The sequence below is a fragment of the Prevotella sp. tf2-5 genome (assembly GCF_900115435.1).
Taxonomy (GTDB): Bacteria; Bacteroidota; Bacteroidia; order Bacteroidales; family Bacteroidaceae; genus Prevotella.
In genome coordinates, this window is record NZ_FOWK01000010.1 from 1 (window position 1) to 16,965 (window position 16,965).

The window sequence follows — 16,965 nt, forward strand, 5'->3', positions numbered from 1 at the left end:
AACATAACCTCAGACATCATCGAGTCGACATTCGGATGTTTCAAAGCAAGGATGTCACCCAACAAGAACAACGGATACACACCACTTGTGCTATTGATTCCGCTGTCACTCAAAGTCAGCACAATTGATGACTGTAGAAATTTTAACGTCAGCCATTTGCTTGCCAGAACTACCATTACCGACATCAAGAAATGGAGAGGGGACAACTTATTGCCAAACCCCTCCATTAAAAGAATGAATGTGGTTAAAAATATAGCATAAAATGGTATGCTAACTTAACAACCTAGGACAGTCCCCCTGTGAGCTTGCATCATCTTTTCGATGATGTTACATCCCAAACCATCTCAAAAAATTATTCAAGCTGGCGCATTGAGAGGTTAGCGGTTAGTGATTACATCTTATTTCAGACATCATCCTTCATCCATCGTTTATCTAACATCTAATTAGAGTGCTGTAATATTGTATTCTACCTGAGATTAAAGGAGTCCGCAGGATTGAATAATTTTTTGAGATGTGGCAAAGAGATCTGGGGGATCTACAGGATCTGTGTGACCTAATCGATGAGGGGAGGTTGAAATAGTGAGGAATAAATTTGGAACATTGCGAAAAAAATATTACTTTTGCAACCGAATATTAAGGAAAGCGCTATGAATCCATTTTATAAAATAGTTAGTTGGTATTTCAAAAAGAACTCACTACCGTATTGGTGTATCTTCCTGTTTGACTGCTTCTTGATGCTCTTGTCGGGTATCTTCTCGTATTGGCTGTTTAACAAGACCAATGCGTTGGTGGAGCACCGTTTCAATGTGCTGAACACCCTTCTGATCTATATCGCCCTGAGCTGGGTGGGCTTCCGCTTGTTCCATACGTATTCTGGTATTGTGCGCTATTCGTCATTCGTGGACTTGACGAAGGTCGCATGGGGTAACCTCGTGGGACTCGTCCTCTCCGTGGTTGTCATGTACCTGCTGGATATATGGAAGGTACCGGAGGTCGGTATCCTGTCACTGACGGAGACATGCCTCACCTTCTTTATCGCTACCCTGATGATGTGGGCCTCACGCATCTTGGTGAAGACACTCTATGACGTTACCTTCTCAGACAAGCGTGCCATGCGGGTTCTGATCTATGGGGCGATGTCGGGAGGTGTCGGTCTTGCGAAGATGATCCGTAGTCAGACGCCCAGGAAATTCCAGTTGTGTGGATTCATCTCTCATGATGAGCATGCCAAGCACTTCCGACTGATGGGCGAGAAGGTATATTCGACTCATGACGATTTCACGAAAATCATCAAAGATAAAGGTATCGAGGGTATCCTGGTGTCGCCTCTCCGTATCCAGGACTTCCAGAATAACCAGGAGCTACAGGATATCTTTATCGGTGCCGGACTGAAAATATTCCTGGCGCAAGTTGCCAAGGAAATGAATGTCGAGGGAACTGAGTCGAACATGAATGACCTGCAACTGAAGGAGGTCAGCGTGGAGGATCTGTTACCCCGTGAGGAGATCAGCGTGGACCTGAAGTCGGTCGAGGAGCTGTTGACGGGTAAGAAGGTGCTGATCACCGGTGCCGCTGGCTCTATCGGCTCGGAGATGGTGCGACAGGTGGCTAAGTTTAAACCTGCTGCCATGGTGCTCATTGACCAGGCGGAGACTCCCCAGCATGATATCCGTCTGATGATGGCGAAGGACTTCCCGGAGGTCAAGGCGGAGACCATCGTGACAAGTATCAGTCGTCAGAACCGTATGGATGCCCTCTTCAGGACGTTCCGTCCGGATTATGTGTTCCATGCCGCTGCCTATAAGCATGTGCCGATGATGGAGGATAACCCCTCGGAGGCGGTGCTGAACAATATCTACGGTACCAAGGTGATCGCCGATATGGCAGTGAAATACGGGGTGAAGAAATTCGTGATGATCTCTACGGACAAGGCGGTGAACCCCACGAATGTGATGGGTTGCTCGAAACGTATCTGTGAGATCTACGTACAGTCGCTGGACCGTAAGCTGAAACTGGAACAGATGAAGAATAAACAAAGTGAGCCGCTGACTCAGTTCGTGACGACTCGCTTCGGTAATGTGCTGGGCTCTAACGGCAGTGTGATACCGTTGTTCAAGGAACAGATCAAGAACGGTGGACCGGTGACGGTGACACATCCTGACATCATCCGCTTCTTCATGCTCATCCCTGAGGCTTGTAAACTGGTGCTGGAGGCTGGCACGAAGGGTAATGGCGGTGAGATCTTCGTCTTCGACATGGGAAAACCGGTGCGTATCGCTGACCTGGCTGCCCGTATGATCAAACTATCGGGGGCGAAGAACGTGAAGATCGAGTATACGGGGCTCCGTGAGGGTGAGAAACTCTATGAGGAGGTGCTCAGCGAGGCGGAGAATACCAAACCGACATTCCATAAGAAGATACGTATCGCCCAGGTACGGGAGTATGACTATGAGCAGGCGGCTAAGGATATCGACGAGCTGATAGCCATCTCCAAGGAGTATGACGATATGGCGACGGTGAAGAAGATGAAGGAGATCGTTCCTGAGTTTAAATCCAATAATTCCAAATACGAACAACTAGACTAAATAACCAAAAACATTCAGACAAATGACAAGACAAAAGAAATTTATCCTTCCTGAGAGTGAGATTCCTACACAGTGGTATAATATCCTGGCGGATATGCCTAACAAACCGTTGCCACCGATTCATCCGGCAACGAAACAGCCTTTGACATGGCAGGACCTGGCTCATATCTTCCCGGAGGAGTGCTCGAAACAGGAACTGGACATGGAGCACCGGTGGATCGATATCCCGGAGGAGGTGCTCGAGAAATATAAGTTCTATCGCTCTACGCCCCTGGTGCGCGCCTATGAGCTGGAGAAGGCGATAGGGACTCCCGCACATATCTATTTCAAGAATGAGTCGACGAACCCGCTGGGCTCGCATAAGATCAACTCCGCTCTGCCTCAGTGCTATTATGCGAAGCAGGAGGGGACAACGAATGTCACGACGGAGACGGGTGCCGGACAATGGGGCGCCGCCCTGTCGTATGCGGCAAAGATCTTCGGACTGGACTGTGCGGTGTATCAGGTGAAGATCACCATGCAGCAGAAACCGTACCGCTCGAGTATCATGAGGACGTTCGGGGCTGCGGTGACAGGCTCTCCCTCGATGTCTACCCGTGCGGGAAAGGATATCCTGACGGTGGATCCTACGCATCCAGGGTCTCTGGGTACTGCTATCTCGGAGGCTGTGGAGCTTGCCACGACGACTCCGAAATGTAAATATGTGCTGGGCTCTGTGCTGAACCATGTGGCGCTGCACCAGTCGATTATCGGACTGGAGGCTGAGAAACAGATGGAGATGGCAGGGGAGTATCCAGATATGGTGATCGCCTGCTTCGGCGGTGGTAGTAACTTCGGTGGTATCGCCTTCCCCTTCATGCGTCATAACATCCTGGAAGGGAAGAAGACGGTGTTCATCGCCGCTGAGCCTGACAGCTGTCCGAAACTGACGCGCGGAAAGTTCCAGTATGACTTCGGGGACGAGGCGGGGTATACGCCTCTGCTGCCGATGTATACGCTGGGGCATCAGTTCAAACCGAGTAATATCCATGCGGGTGGCTTGCGCTACCATGGCGCTGGTATGATCGTGTCTCAGCTCATCAAGGACGGCTATATGAAGGGTGTGGATATCCCTCAATTGGAGACCTTCGAGGCGGGTATGTTGTTTGCTCGCACGGAGGGTATCATCCCTGCGCCTGAGAGTTGTCATGCGATTGCTGCTACGATACGGGAGGCGAAGAAGTGTAAGGAGAGTGGGGAGGAGAAGGTGATCCTCTTTAACCTCTCTGGACATGGGTTGATTGACATGCCGTCGTATGAGCAGTTTATCAGTGGTGATCTCCAGAATTACACGGTAACGGATGAGGAGATTGAAAAGAATGTCTCGCAGTTGGAAAAGATTATTTAATAAGGAGACCCGGACCCTCCTAAATCCCCCCTGTTTAGGGGGGACTTTTTTGTTTTATTGTCACACAGATCCAGTAGATCCCACGGATTTATTTGCCACGAATTTATGGATAGCCCCAAAGGGGCTACTCTTATTCGTGTAAATTAGTAAGATTCGTGCAATCGTGTTCTAATAAAAATCTGTGGAAAATAAATCTGGGGGATCTGTGAGATCTGTGTGACTTTAAAAAGGCGATTTAGTTTTAATGAGGGAAAGGGAGAGGAACGTGATCATACCGTTCAACATGAGGAGCTCGTAACCGAAATGGTAACCCGTATATTGCCCTACAAACCAATCCAGAAGATAACAGAGGATAGGGGAGGCAATACAGATATAAGGCACTAAACGGTCGTTCACAGGACGCTTGGTGAATAATCCGTAGGCGAAGAGCCCTAACAGGGGACCATAGGTATAGGAACAGAGGATGTAGATGGCATCGATGATGCTGGTGGAGTTCAATACCTTAAACAACAAAATAAAGATCGTAAACACTACCGCCACGAGGATATGAGCCTTTTTACGCAGTGTCTCGTCACCTGGTCGACGACAGATATCCACACAGAAACTGGTCGTCAGTGCTGTCATGGCTGAGTCGGCACTGGAGAATGATGCCGCTAAGATTCCAAGGACGAAGAGGTAAGATGTGAGATGGGTGATGGAAGAGGTATGATGGGTGATGAAGGTGGGAAGGAGTTCGTCACCCGCAGCTGGAAGGGTGATGCCATGTGTGGCATACCACTGTGTCAACAGGATACCTAACGACAGGAAGAGGAGGTTGGCGGGAAAGAACATCACACCATAGGTACACATATCTTTCTGGGCATCACGCAGTGACTTACAGGTGAGGTTCTTCTGCATCATGTCCTGGTCGAGACCTGTCATCACGATGACGATGAACACACCACTGAGAAACTGTTTCCAGAAATGCTGTTTCGACATCCAGTCGTCAAAGACAAAGATACGACTCTTGCTGTCTGACGCTACTGCCTGTACTGCCTCTCCCCATGTCATCCCCAGGTCATTCACCACTTGCCAGATGATCAACAGGAGTGCCGTGAAGAGGAAAATGGTCTGGAGGACATCCGTGAATACTAACGTACGGATACCTCCGCGACAGGTGTAGAGCCAGATGAGGAGTACCATGCCCAGGACGGTGAATACAAAGGGAATACCCATGGTGTCGAAGGCAAAACGCTGGAGGATGATACAGACGACATAGAAACGTACGGCTGCTCCTGTCATCTTCGATAACAGGAAGAAAGAGGCTCCTGTCTGGTACGACCGGGGACCTAACCGTTGTCCGAGATAGGAGTAGATCGTGGTGAGGTTCAGCCGGTAGTACAATGGCAACAACAGGAATGCGACGAGGATATATCCTAGGATAAAGCCCAGACAGGTCTGGAGATAGGTCATGTCAATGGTATTCACCATGCCTGGTACGCTCACAAAGGTGACACCGGAGATGGAGGCTCCTATCATACCGAAAGCCACCATATACCAAGGTGACTGTCGGTTGCCCCTGTAGAATGTCTCATTCGTTGCTTTCCTGCCTGTCCACCAACTGATGCTAAACAACAGACAGAAATATCCTATCACTAATAATCCATAGCCCATAAAAACCTATTTTCTCAGTTCCTCAAAATATTCGGAGGGCTGGACTCCCATTTCCTTCTTGAAAGTGGTGGCGAAGTATTTGGGATCCTTGAAACCTACCTGATAGGCGATGTCACTGACTCGCAGGTCTGGTTGTTGCTGGGCTAAGCGACAGGCAGTCTTGATACGGTAGTTACGGATGAAGCCTGAGACATTCATTCCTGTTACGGCACGTAGCTTATTATATAAGGTGGAGGCACTGGCTCCCATGTCACGGGCAAAACTGTCACGGTCGTAATCACTGTCTGAGAGATGGGCGTCCAGACACTCTATGGCTCGCTGGAGGAAATCATTATCGGTAGTGGGAGCTGTCGCCTTGATCTGCTCGATATTCTCCTCGGTGCTCTGTTGCTGGAAGAGGTGGCGGATACGCCGGCGATTCTCGATGATATTGTCGATGCGGAGCTGGAGGTCTCCCAGGCGGAAGGGTTTGGTGACATAGTCGTCGGCTCCTAAGAGCAGGGCTTCCTTACGGTCTTCCTCCTGTGTCTTTGCCGTCAGCAGGATGATGGGCAGGTGACTGTAGTCCGGGTCTGCCTTCAGACGGGTCACCAGTTCGTTGCCATCCATCTCTGGCATCATCACATCAGAGACAATCAGGTCGAGGTCGTGGGCATGTATCACGTCAAGGGCCTCCACACCATTGGAGGCGGTGAGGACGTGGTAGTGTTGCTGCAACAGCTGTTTCATGAGCATTAACAGCTCGATATTGTCCTCTACCACCAGGATGGTGTAGATGTCATCATTCTCCTCTTCGATGATGGGAAGGGGAGTGGTGTCCTCCTGTGGGGTCTCGAGAGTTGTCGCCATGTCGGCGATATTACTATGTGCCTCTGTGGGATTGATCTGGTGACTCTCGTCGATCTGGGAGGCTGAGAAGGCGTTCTTCTTAATAGGCAGCTCTATGATGAAGGTGGTGCCCTGTCCCTCAAAGGTCTGACACTGGATGGTGCCTCTGTGGAGGTATACCAGGTCACGGGTGAGGGCTAGTCCGATACCGGTGCCAAAGGTGCCGTGCTTGCGGTATTCTCCATCGTGGAAACGGGTGAAGAGGTGTTTCATCTTGTCATGGGGAATACCTGTGCCGTTGTCACTGACCCGGATGATGACTTTGTCGTAACGGGAATTGGTGGCGACATCCATCGTGACTTTTCCTTCCTTGCCGGTGTATTTGACGGCATTCGACAGGAGGTTGAAGATGATCTTGTCGAGTTTGTCGGTGTCTATCCATCCCATCATACTCTCTGGTTTGCAACGAACGGTAAACTCCATGCCCTTCTTTGCCATCAGGGGCTCTATACACAGGGCGGTCTCCCGGATATAGTTCATCACATCTCCATTACTCACACGGAGCTTCAGCTCTCCTGACTGGGACTTACTGGTCTCGAGGATCTGCTGGAGCAGTCGTACGACACGGGCGATATTCAGTTCCATCAGGTCGTAGTCCCTGCTGTTGTCGGGGGCTGTCTTACGAAGGCGTTCCACTGATGCTGACACAATGGTCAGGGGGGTAAGCAACTCATGGGTGATATTCGTGAAAATATAACTCATCTGCAGCTGGTTACGGATTCGTACGCTACGACGATAAAGTGCCCGCCCTATTAAGGAGAACACGATGACCAGTAGGATGCTTATGAGGATAACCAGGGTGGTTAGGTTCATCATTATTTATTAGTTTGTTGGATGCAAAGATACTTTTTTTTTATTTTATCTCCAACAAAAGTGGGGAAAAAGTCGTTTTTTCAACTAAAATAGTTTGAAATCGGTTATTTATGGTTTATAATTCGTGATTTTCACGGATTTCAAACCATATTTAATGATAAGTGAACTTGATGATGCCTGAAATATACTATCTTTGCACCAGTGAAAGAAAAAGAGTTTTTTCAGTCACTTTTTTCTAGAAGTAAGAACGTGATGTTCTGAAAAGGAAAAAGATTATTTTGTTTAGATTTTTAATGGTTAAGGTTTATGGTTGATTAATTTAGTTTTTTAAAGTACGAAAAGACTCGCTGTGAAGCGAGTCTTTTTTGTTTTTATTGTCACACAGATCCTGTAGATGTCTGATGGTTGATGTCTGAGGTCTGATGTGAGATTATGCGTTGTTGAGAAGGAAACGCTCCGCTTCGATCGCTGCCTGGCAACCAGTACCTGCAGCAGTGATAGCCTGACGGTAGGTGGGGTCAGCACAGTCGCCCGCCACGAAAATACCAGGGATCTTAGTCTTCGGTGTCCCCTCTATCTTCTTCAAATAACCTACCTCATCAGTATCTAACCACTCCTTGAAGATATCCGTGTTGGGCTTGTGACCGATGGCAAGGAAGAAACCGTCGATGGCAATATCCACCAGTTCTTCATCGGGCTCCCCCTTCCGTTTTACCAGATGAGCTCCCTCTACACCATTCTCACCAAAGAGACCGAGGGTGTTATGCTCGAAGAGGATCTCGATGTTCTCTGCTGCCATGACTCGTTCCTGCATGACTTTCGAGGCACGGAGGAAGGGCTTGCGTACAATCATATATACCTTGGCGGCAAGGTGACTCAGGTAGAGGGCGTCCTCACAGGCGGTATCACCACCACCTACTACTGCCACTGTCTTCTTACGATAGAAGAAACCGTCACAAGTAGCACAGGCAGAGACTCCCTGACCGTTGTATTTACGCTCGTCATCCAGTCCAAGATACTTCGCGGAGGCTCCTGTGGCGATAATCACGGTGTCTGCGATGATCTCCTCACCATCCTCTGCCCAACAGTGATAGGGGGCTTGGGAGAAGTCGACCTTGGTGATGGAACCATCACGGATGTCGGTGCCAAAGCGTTCTGCCTGTTCACGAAGGTCCATCATCATCTGATTACCATCGACTCCCTGGGGATAACCCGGGAAATTCTCCACTTCCGTGGTCTGGGTGAGTTGTCCGCCTGGTTGTATACCACAATACTCAATCGGGTTGAGATTAGCTCGTGAGGCATAGATGGCTGCAGTATAACCTGCAGGTCCACTGCCGATAATGAGGCACTTTGTTCTCATAAAGTTTAGAGTTTAGCGTTTAGAGTTTAGCGTTTAGCGGTTAGAGGAGCTCCTCGACTTGTTTGGCGATATGCTCGATCTTCTCTGTGGGCTCGAAACGGGCTACCACCTGTCCCTTCTTATTGATGAGGAACTTGGTGAAGTTCCATTTGATATCGGGCTTCTGCTTGTAGTCGGGGTCTGCCTTTGACAGCATATCATCGAGGATAGCGGTGAGCTTATGCTCGGGGTCCCAGCCTGCGAAACCCTTTTGCTCTTTCAGGAACTTAAAGAGTGGGTCTGCCTCCTCTCCATTGACCTTGACTTTCTTGAAACGAGGGAACTCCGTGCCGAAATTCAGTTTACAGAACTCATGGATGGACTCATCCGTACCGGGAGCCTGTTGACCAAACTGGTTGCAGGGGAAGTCGAGAATCTCAAAACCCTGGCTGTGGTACTTCTTGTAGAGGGCTTCCAGTTCCTCATACTGAGGGGTGAACCCACATTTTGTTGCCGTGTTGACAATCAATAATACCTCGTTCGCATACTCTTTCAGCGAAACATCCTTTCCTTTTCTGTCCTTGACAGAGAAATCATAGACCGTTTTCATATTTTTAATTAATAATAGGTGTCTGTCCTAAATTTCTCCAAAGATACGAAGAATCATTGGGTTGACCAAATGTTTTTGGATTTTTTTGTGTAGAAACCTATTCACACAAAAAAGGTGCTATCCTTGGCATATGCAACTACCAGGCAGCACCTTTTATCTCTTTACTGTGGAAATATCTTATTTCTTCGCAGCCTTACCGTAGCGGCTCATGAACTTGTCTACGCGACCTGCAGTATCCACGAGCTTGCTCTTACCGGTATAGAAGGGGTGAGAGGTGCTCGAGATTTCGATTTTAACCACTGGGTAAGTTTCGCCTTCGAATTCTACGGTGTCATTTGTCTTTGCGGTAGAACGCGAAAGGAACATATCGCCGTTGGACATGTCCTTGAACACGACGGGGCGATAGTTTTCTGGATGAATACCTTTTTTCATTTTACTTTAATTATTATCTGTTATTTACTATATATGCATAAAAGCGGGTGCAAAGGTACAAAAAAGATTAAAGATTAAAGATTAAAGATTAAAGATTTTTAAGAATTTAACTATTTTTTGTATCTGACGAATTATTCCTCCTCCACGATGATATCACTCTGAGGTACCTCCTCGATAATCTCCTCCACAGGCAGTGAGGGCTTTTCCTCTTTGATCTCTGTGGCTATCTCCTCAGCCTCTAAACCCCTTTCTGACTCCTCCTGTTGGCGTTTCATCTGTCGGCGAAGGCTATAGACCATGATGGAGTTGATGGTCTCGGTGACACCATATACCAGCATACACCAGCCCAGGATAATCATAGGCAGCTCAGCACTCTCCATGGGTTTGACGAAGATCAGGATACCGGCGATAAGAAGTACGATGGGGGCTATCCAGAAAAAAGCACCGATGGAACCGTAACGGCGTGCCGCTACCAATACGATGAGTTGGTTGATGCTGCCTAATATCAGCATGGCACCTAAGATATACATCAGCCATTTGACGAACATATCGGGGCTGAGGACGAGGGTCAGACCGAGGAGGACACTGCCGATGCCTACCAAGGGGAAGGCTGGCTGGGTGCCTCTGATGATGTTTCCACGGGCATCCGTAATGGTTAATTCCCCTGCGTGACGCTTGGCATTCCAATAGGATATCAAGGCAATGATGCCCGACAACAGGAAGAGGATACCTATTGCCATGGTCAGCCATGTGACGGAATTATCGGGATATTTCAACAACAATACTCCGATGATGACGGAGCATAACGCACGGAAGATAGAACTCTGTAATAGTTTCATGTCTTTTTACTTATTTTTTCCGCTGCAAAGATAGGCATTTTTTCCCAAAATGCCTATCTTTGCACTATGAAAATGACAACAATCTTTCTGGTACGACATGGGGAGACGGTGGATAATGCCCGCCAGATCATGCAAGGACAGACTCCTGGGGAGTTGAATGAACAGGGTAGGGAACAAGCCCGGCAGGTGGCGGAACGCCTTGCCACGGAGGAGATTGACGCTGTGGTGGCGAGTGACTTGCGTCGTGCCATACAGACGGCGGAATATATTGCGGAACCTCATCACTTGCCGGTGGTGACAACTCCCTTGCTCCGAGAACGGGACTGGGGCAGTTTTACGGGACGTTTCATCCCGGATCTGCGGGGAGAGGTATGGCCTGATGATATCGAAACGGAGGAAGCCATGATGCAAAGAGCCCATGACTTCCTGAAAAAAATGACAGCCACCTACGAAGGAAAACGAGTGGTGGCTGTCGGACACGGTATTATCAATAAAGCGATATTAGCCGTTTATGCTTCATGTTCTATGAAGGAGGTACAGCGGATGATGAATGCCGAGGTGCGTGTCTTAACGACGTCCTCCGTAGCTGTGGCCGCCTCCAGAGCGGTGACCTCCTCCGAAACTACCACCGCCTCTGCTGAATGAACCTCCACTGCTGTGTGAGGAGCTGCCTCTGCTGAAGGAACCTCCACCGAAGGAACCACTGCTGTGTGAGGAGCTGCCTCTGCTGAAGGAGCCACTGCTGTGTGAGGAAATCCCACTGCCGCTGATCGTTCTGGTAGGACGATTCTCGATGCTCCTCTGTTCCATGTGGCGATGATGGCTACCGCTATTGTTGTCACGGTTGTAATCCCTATTGCGGTTATAGTCCCTATTGCGGCTATAGTCCCTGTTGCGGTTGTTGTCACGGTTATAGTCTCTGTTGCGATTGTAATCCCTGTTACGGTTGTAATCACGGTTATTACTCTCGTGGTGACGATTCATGTCACGATGGTTGACCGTCGTACGGGTAGAGCTGTGGCGTACCCCGTTATTATGATGGTGGCGGTAGTCTCCACGGTTCCAACCGTCACGCATTCCAAAATGACGGGTGTTGTGATGGTGGATGTAGTGGTCACGACGGCTGTGATACCAACCATGTCCTCCTACACGATGCCAGGCATGACCTCCACGATAGCTGGCGTAGAATACGGGGCGACCATAGTAGAAATAGTCACGATGTGGATAACGGGCATAGATGCCGAAGTGCCAGAAACCATCTGACCAGTAGAGGGGACGGTAGAAATAGGTGGCGGCACGGAAAGCACTCAGCTGCCAGTCGAGCAGGATATAGCTCAGGTCGAGGTTACGACGCTCCCAGTAGGTGCCATACACATCATCATAACTGGTGACTCCCATCAGGTAGTCGAGATTGATCTCATAAGCAGCCTCATACTGCTCTTCTGTCAGGTTCAACTCGTAAGCCATCTTATCCGTCAGGAAGAGGGCCTCGTTGCGAGCCTGCTCGTAGCTCATTGCCTTGCCCGTTGCTGCAACTAACAGCATTGCTACCAGGGCGATCATCATCTTCTTCATATCTCTTAATATTTTAATGTTCGACATTTATTACTTTTTACACTGCAAAAGTAGGAAGAAAATAAGGCATATAAAAAGGATTTCCCCTAAACTGTGTGGGGGAAATCCCTATAGTGAAGATGTAAGATGTAAGATGTAAGATGTAAGATGGATGATGAAAGATGAGGTGGGTTAGTATTTATAGAAGTTCCACTTCTGCCCTTCCTTACTCAATACGAGGATGTCCCCATTGAGTGCCTCTATCTTCACACGGATATTATTAAAAGGTTTGAAACCGAAGGACTCTTCCACCATCACAGTATCGGATTTCAACGCTTCCTTGGAGTAGCACTGGATGAAAAGACTGTCACCCTTATGTTGGAAATTGCCATAGACCTCACTGGCATCTTTGTCCCTGAATCGTGTAAGTGATCCAGAGAAACTAACGTATTTACTGTCAGAGTCTGCCATCCTCCATTGCCCAAATAAGTCACCTGCTTCTCCTCCCTCCTGGCAGGAGTTGAGAAGGAAGATGGATGATGTAAGAAGTAAGATGTATGATGTCAGATGTCTGATGATTTTATAAGATTTTGCCATGGAAGTTAATTTTGAAGTTAAACGTAGAACAGTCGCCATAGATATTGCCCTTGTCGAAAGCATACGCCGCAGAGAATTGCCAGGGTCCTAACTGGTAGATGCCTTGGAACATGGCATCGAAAGAGTGATGCTTTTGGACAAGTGGATTGGCATACGTGCCCCATCCTTCCTTGTAGGATCCTTTAATCAGGTATGACAGCCGGTCCGAAATCTCGCCATTGACCCCCAGATGCCATGCCTTGATGCGGTTGTCACGGAAAGTGGTGTATCCCTCCTTATTATATATAGGGGAGGTAATCAGCGGGTTGCCCGGTGTCATGCCATAGTGTGCATAGCTGTCATAGAAACTATGGTTGTAGTAGTTGTCGTCACCTGTTACCATGTCAGTAATCTGACTGCGGATGGGTTCTGGATAGTCCCCACTGTCCCAGTGCAGGGGACCCGACTGGTTGGTTGATTGGAAATACTCAAAGACGGCACCCCTGACATATTGTCTCCCTGTCGTCTTGTTGGTGTATTGTAGTCCCCACAGACCGTCCCATCCATTACCCTTTCGGATACCAGACCCATCCTCAAAAGGATTGTCGAGATATGCCTGTACCTGATGGTCCTTGTTGATGTTCCAGCCAATCTGATAGGTCATCACACCGATGTGGTTGCCATAGACCCAGTCCTCCATGGCGTTATTCTCGAAATACTTGCTGTCTCCTGTCGGAAGGATGGCTCTCCAGAATGCTTTTAGATTGGCAGGCTTCTTCTTGGGAGTCAGTACTCCGTCCACATAACTGTAGTTGGTGCCGCCAAACTGTACTGCATGCTCAATGCCCACCATGACAAAGACAGGTTTCTCGGGATTACTGCGGATATACAAGTGCTTCTGGTGGTAATAGGCTCCGGTGGCATACATGGCATTCACGTCTGTCTTGTAGAACATATCCTCACGGTATTTGCTGTCCAAGAACTTTCCGTAGCCGAAGTCGAAATTAATCTGCACCCAGTTCTTGGTATAGGGTACTGTCCAGAACCCGTTGGTACCCACATGAACCTGTGGGATGGGCTTGGCATTCGTACCCTTGACGAAAGAACCGCTGGACAGCAAGTTGTCACGAACAACCTGTGGCATCTCCCTGCTGCCCACTTCGAAGAAGAACGACTTCCATGAGAGGTTGACATAACACTGCTGAAGATAGACCTTATGGTCAGCATGCAGGGAACCGATGGCATCAACAGCTCCTGACAGTTTCCAGTTTTTGTTGAAAACATGTTCTATGTTCACAGCCCCACGCAGATATGCCGTATTGGAGCGGGTTCCCAGGGCGTGATGGCGGTTGGTCGCCAACTGAAAAGCGGTATAGTCACCAGTACCCACAGCAGTCTCTGCCGTCACGTCGTAGGTGATGTGGGTACCCAGTGAGTCCTGTGCTCCTGCCACTGACGTATGAGTGAGGAGGGCAAGGACGAGGTAAAGGTATTTGTTTGTCATAGGCTTAAAGGGTATTTAGAATTTCTTGCCTGCCGCTACATGGGTGACGGTGAGGAACATAATCTTGATGTCCTCCCACCATGACCGGCGCTTGAGATAGTCGAGATCCATCTCCAGACGCTTGAGCATCTTCTCCATGGTGTCCGTATAACCATTGTAGAGGGTAGCATACGAGGTGACACCCGGTCGTATCTGGTAGAGGTACTTATACCGGCAGTCCTGTTTCATAATCTGGTCGATATAGAACTTACGCTCAGGACGTGGACCGACAAAAGAGATGTCCCCTTTCAGTACGTTCCAGAGCTGGGGTAGTTCATCCAGATGGTGACTTCTGAGGAACTTACCCGTCTTGGTCAATCGTTGGTCTCCATCTGCCTTATAGAGCTCTGGTCCGTTCTCCTCCGCATTAACCACCATGCTGCGAAACTTATAGATGGTGAAGGGTCGTCCGAAGCGTCCGATGCGTTCTTGTTTATAGATGACCGGTCCGTCTTTGTCTTCCCGTATGATCATGATGTAGCAGATGAGGAAGAGGGGAGAGGAGAGGATGAGGAATATCAAGGCACCGAAAAAGTCAAACCACCGTTTGACCTCTCGTTCAAAAGCATTCATCCCATCATAGATATACGGGTAGTGTTGTTCCATCAGCAGTTTATTTTATCTATAGAACGGCATACCTTATATGATTATTGTCTGCACAGCCCTTTTTTTATTCTTTCTGTTTTACCCAGTATACCATTCCGCTCTTGGTGCGCTTACTCTTGAACAGCAGTAGGGTTCAGGCGTGGTTCTGAATTTGGGTGTTGATACCCGTATTGAACAGGTTGTAGCAAAGGATGTCAATGACAAGAATCCAGGTAGAGGATAGTACCGTGTAAAGGAGGTAGTTGAGGATGACGAAAAACACCGACAGACAGAGGATGCAGGCAAGAGTCTGATGCTGAGTAAGTCCTGCCCTCATCAGTTTGTGGTGGATATGGTTCTTGTCAGCCAAGAAGAGGGGCTTGTGATGGATAAACCGATAGATGGTCACCCTGACGACATCTGCCATCGAGACGAAGAGTAGGGTGAGGGGTACAAGAAGTGCTTCCTGGCGTGTTTGCCATATCGCCGTGTTATCCGAGGCGCATTTGATAAACAGGAACCCCAGAGTGAAACCTAACGACAAAGAGCCGGAGTCACCCATGAATATCTTGGTGTTCTTCTCTATTTTCCCGAAAAGGTTGAAGTAGAGAAAGGCGACCAATGCCCCCATCATACCGGCTGTCAGTATAGAGTAGGTGTTGACAAACACCTGATAATGTCTGAAATATACCAGAAAACCCGTAAGGGCAAGTAATGATATGCTGGCGGCTAGTCCGTCAATGCCATCAATCAGGTTAATGGCATTATCAATCAATACCATGATGAAAATGGTCAGAGGAATACCAATATAATAAGGTATCTCATGGATACCAAATAGTCCGTAGAGGTTGTTGATATACAGCCCACAGAAAGGTAATAGGCATGCTGTGGCAATCTGTACGATGAACTTTGTGGGTGCCTTGAGACCCACTAAATCGTCCACAATGCCAGTAAGGTAAATGACCAGCAGGCCAATAAAGAATACTGCACTCCAGATATTGACAGACAGATTGTATTTGTCTGTAATAGGTACAAACATTAAGATGGCAGTAAAGGCTATCAGCATACTAGGAAAGAATGAGAATCCTCCCATCCGTGGGGTAGCATTCTTATGGACTTTCCGTTCATTGGGAATGTCGTAGAGTCTTTTTCGTTTGCAAAAATCAAGAATAAGCGGAGTAAAAACAACTCCACATACCAGACTTAAAAGAAATGCCACGAGTAGATATATTGTCATAAGCAATTTTCGGTTATATATTATATATAACTGACAATTCTGTCTTATATTGTGTGTTTCGTTTTTTTTTCTTTGGTGGAGATTCAGGGGACAGATACAATATAAGGGAGTCTTCTGCGTTTAATCTTAAAAGACAATACATGGCAAAAGTCTCTATCATAACAGCAGCCTATAACAGTGCCCGTACCTTGGGCGATACCATGAAGTCGGTTCTGACCCAGACGTATGAGGACATAGAGTATATCGTGGTGGACGGTGCCTCTGAGGATGGGACGCAAGATGTCATCCGCTCATACGAGCCTCTGTTCGGAGACAGGATGAGATGGGTCTCAGAGCCTGATAAGGGTATTTATGATGCCATGAACAAAGGGATCCAGATGGCTACTGGTGATATTGTCGGAATATTGAACTCTGATGACTTCTTCACTGCGAATGATGTCATAGAGCGGATGGTAGCAGCTTTTGAGGATCAGTCATTGGATGCCGTCTATGGTGACATCCATTTCATCCACGATGGTGAGCCCGACAAGTGTGTCCGTTATTACAGTTCCAAACCCTTCCGACCCTTATGGCTTCGCTTTGGCTTTATGCCTGCCCATCCCTCATTCTATTGTCGTAGAGGAGTTTATGAAAGGGCAGGACTATATAAAACGGATTATCAGATAGGCTCTGACTATGAGATGATGGTACGCCTGTTTCTGGTGCATCATATCAATGCGAAATATCTGCCGATGGATTTTGTAACGATGCGTACAGGCGGTGCCAGTACCCGTAACGTCAAGAGTCGTCTGCAACTCATCAAGGACGATGTCCGAGGTTGTCGTGAGAATGGTATCTACACCAATTCCTTGATGATCAGTATGAAGTTCCTGTATAAGATTTTTGAGATTAGATCGTTCTCTTAGTTTTTTCTAGTATTCA

General features: G+C 48.1%; 15 protein-coding genes. 4 read left to right on the forward strand and 11 right to left on the reverse strand.

The genetic code is table 11. The features are described from left to right. Positions 1-647: 647 nt before the first annotated feature. Both BM257_RS10570 and BM257_RS10575 read left to right on the forward strand, forming a co-directional pair. Positions 648-2,585: a polysaccharide biosynthesis protein gene (locus BM257_RS10570; RefSeq protein ID WP_092072178.1), complete on the forward strand. Its 1,938-nt coding sequence runs from the start codon at positions 648-650 to the stop codon at positions 2,583-2,585. Between the two features lie 22 nt (positions 2,586-2,607). Continuing rightward, entirely contained in the window at positions 2,608-3,972 is a 1,365-nt protein-coding gene (locus BM257_RS10575) for a TrpB-like pyridoxal phosphate-dependent enzyme (protein ID WP_092072181.1), read from the forward strand. Between the two features lie 222 nt (positions 3,973-4,194). On the opposite strand, the gene BM257_RS10580 is transcribed toward BM257_RS10575, so the two are convergent. From BM257_RS10580 to BM257_RS10605, 6 genes are all read right to left on the reverse strand, one after another. Next, positions 4,195-5,625 (reverse strand): sodium:solute symporter, encoded by a 1,431-nt coding sequence (locus BM257_RS10580; protein ID WP_092072184.1) that lies wholly within the window; start codon positions 5,623-5,625, stop codon positions 4,195-4,197. Positions 5,626-5,631: 6 nt separating this feature from the next. Continuing rightward, positions 5,632-7,329, reverse strand: coding sequence for a hybrid sensor histidine kinase/response regulator transcription factor (locus BM257_RS10585; RefSeq protein WP_092072187.1), 1,698 nt, complete (start codon positions 7,327-7,329; stop codon positions 5,632-5,634). Between the two features lie 427 nt (positions 7,330-7,756). After that, on the reverse strand, positions 7,757-8,689 hold the full coding sequence (gene trxB / locus BM257_RS10590; RefSeq protein WP_092072190.1) for a thioredoxin-disulfide reductase: 933 nt from the start codon (positions 8,687-8,689) through the stop codon (positions 7,757-7,759). Between the two features lie 40 nt (positions 8,690-8,729). Then, positions 8,730-9,278, reverse strand: a complete 549-nt coding sequence (locus tag BM257_RS10595) for a glutathione peroxidase (RefSeq protein ID WP_092072193.1) — start codon at positions 9,276-9,278, stop codon at positions 8,730-8,732. Positions 9,279-9,455: 177 nt separating this feature from the next. Continuing rightward, complete coding sequence (locus tag BM257_RS10600) at positions 9,456-9,710, reverse strand: type B 50S ribosomal protein L31 (protein ID WP_092072195.1); 255 nt, start codon at positions 9,708-9,710, stop codon at positions 9,456-9,458. Positions 9,711-9,841: 131 nt separating this feature from the next. Beyond that, positions 9,842-10,549: an HdeD family acid-resistance protein gene (locus tag BM257_RS10605; protein WP_092072198.1), complete on the reverse strand. Its 708-nt coding sequence runs from the start codon at positions 10,547-10,549 to the stop codon at positions 9,842-9,844. Between the two features lie 72 nt (positions 10,550-10,621). Here BM257_RS10605 and BM257_RS10610 point away from each other — a divergent pair, with 72 nt between their 5' ends. Then, a complete protein-coding gene (locus BM257_RS10610; protein WP_092072548.1) occupies positions 10,622-11,194 on the forward strand; it encodes a histidine phosphatase family protein in 573 nt (190 codons plus the stop codon). Here BM257_RS10610 and BM257_RS10615 read toward each other — a convergent pair. From BM257_RS10615 to BM257_RS10635, 5 genes are all read right to left on the reverse strand, one after another. Next, positions 11,117-12,124: a hypothetical protein gene (locus BM257_RS10615; RefSeq protein WP_092072551.1), complete on the reverse strand. Its 1,008-nt coding sequence runs from the start codon at positions 12,122-12,124 to the stop codon at positions 11,117-11,119. The two genes, BM257_RS10610 and BM257_RS10615, sit on opposite strands and share 78 nt — an antisense overlap. A 171-nt stretch (positions 12,125-12,295) precedes the next feature. Further along, positions 12,296-12,700, reverse strand: coding sequence for a lipocalin-like domain-containing protein (locus BM257_RS10620; RefSeq protein ID WP_177216095.1), 405 nt, complete (start codon positions 12,698-12,700; stop codon positions 12,296-12,298). Beyond that, complete coding sequence (locus tag BM257_RS10625; protein WP_092072204.1) at positions 12,684-14,183, reverse strand: capsule assembly Wzi family protein; 1,500 nt, start codon at positions 14,181-14,183, stop codon at positions 12,684-12,686. The genes BM257_RS10620 and BM257_RS10625 overlap by 17 nt, the downstream gene beginning before the upstream one ends. Positions 14,184-14,198: 15 nt before the next feature. Further along, the gene (locus BM257_RS10630) at positions 14,199-14,828 is read right to left on the reverse strand and encodes a sugar transferase (protein ID WP_092072206.1); all 630 of its coding nucleotides are present in this window, start codon (positions 14,826-14,828) and stop codon (positions 14,199-14,201) included. Positions 14,829-14,961: 133 nt separating this feature from the next. Then, positions 14,962-16,044, reverse strand: a complete 1,083-nt coding sequence (locus BM257_RS10635; RefSeq protein ID WP_092072209.1) for a glycosyltransferase family 4 protein — start codon at positions 16,042-16,044, stop codon at positions 14,962-14,964. Between the two features lie 140 nt (positions 16,045-16,184). Here BM257_RS10635 and BM257_RS10640 point away from each other — a divergent pair, with 140 nt between their 5' ends. Next, positions 16,185-16,949: a glycosyltransferase family 2 protein gene (locus tag BM257_RS10640; RefSeq protein ID WP_092072212.1), complete on the forward strand. Its 765-nt coding sequence runs from the start codon at positions 16,185-16,187 to the stop codon at positions 16,947-16,949. Positions 16,950-16,965: the final 16 nt, after the last annotated feature.

Coding starts and splice junctions, on each gene's coding strand:
- BM257_RS10625 (WP_092072204.1), bottom strand. CDS start 14,183: ATGACAAACAAATACCTTTACCTCGTCCTTGCCCTCCTCACTCATACG.
- trxB (WP_092072190.1), bottom strand. CDS start 8,689: ATGAGAACAAAGTGCCTCATTATCGGCAGTGGACCTGCAGGTTATACT.
- BM257_RS10620 (WP_177216095.1), bottom strand. CDS start 12,700: ATGGCAAAATCTTATAAAATCATCAGACATCTGACATCATACATCTTA.
- BM257_RS10595 (WP_092072193.1), bottom strand. CDS start 9,278: ATGAAAACGGTCTATGATTTCTCTGTCAAGGACAGAAAAGGAAAGGAT.
- BM257_RS10615 (WP_092072551.1), bottom strand. CDS start 12,124: ATGAAGAAGATGATGATCGCCCTGGTAGCAATGCTGTTAGTTGCAGCA.
- BM257_RS10600 (WP_092072195.1), bottom strand. CDS start 9,710: ATGAAAAAAGGTATTCATCCAGAAAACTATCGCCCCGTCGTGTTCAAG.
- BM257_RS10605 (WP_092072198.1), bottom strand. CDS start 10,549: ATGAAACTATTACAGAGTTCTATCTTCCGTGCGTTATGCTCCGTCATC.
- BM257_RS10630 (WP_092072206.1), bottom strand. CDS start 14,828: ATGGAACAACACTACCCGTATATCTATGATGGGATGAATGCTTTTGAA.
- BM257_RS10570 (WP_092072178.1), top strand. CDS start 648: ATGAATCCATTTTATAAAATAGTTAGTTGGTATTTCAAAAAGAACTCA.
- BM257_RS10575 (WP_092072181.1), top strand. CDS start 2,608: ATGACAAGACAAAAGAAATTTATCCTTCCTGAGAGTGAGATTCCTACA.
- BM257_RS10585 (WP_092072187.1), bottom strand. CDS start 7,329: ATGATGAACCTAACCACCCTGGTTATCCTCATAAGCATCCTACTGGTC.
- BM257_RS10635 (WP_092072209.1), bottom strand. CDS start 16,044: ATGACAATATATCTACTCGTGGCATTTCTTTTAAGTCTGGTATGTGGA.
- BM257_RS10610 (WP_092072548.1), top strand. CDS start 10,622: ATGACAACAATCTTTCTGGTACGACATGGGGAGACGGTGGATAATGCC.
- BM257_RS10580 (WP_092072184.1), bottom strand. CDS start 5,625: ATGGGCTATGGATTATTAGTGATAGGATATTTCTGTCTGTTGTTTAGC.
- BM257_RS10640 (WP_092072212.1), top strand. CDS start 16,185: ATGGCAAAAGTCTCTATCATAACAGCAGCCTATAACAGTGCCCGTACC.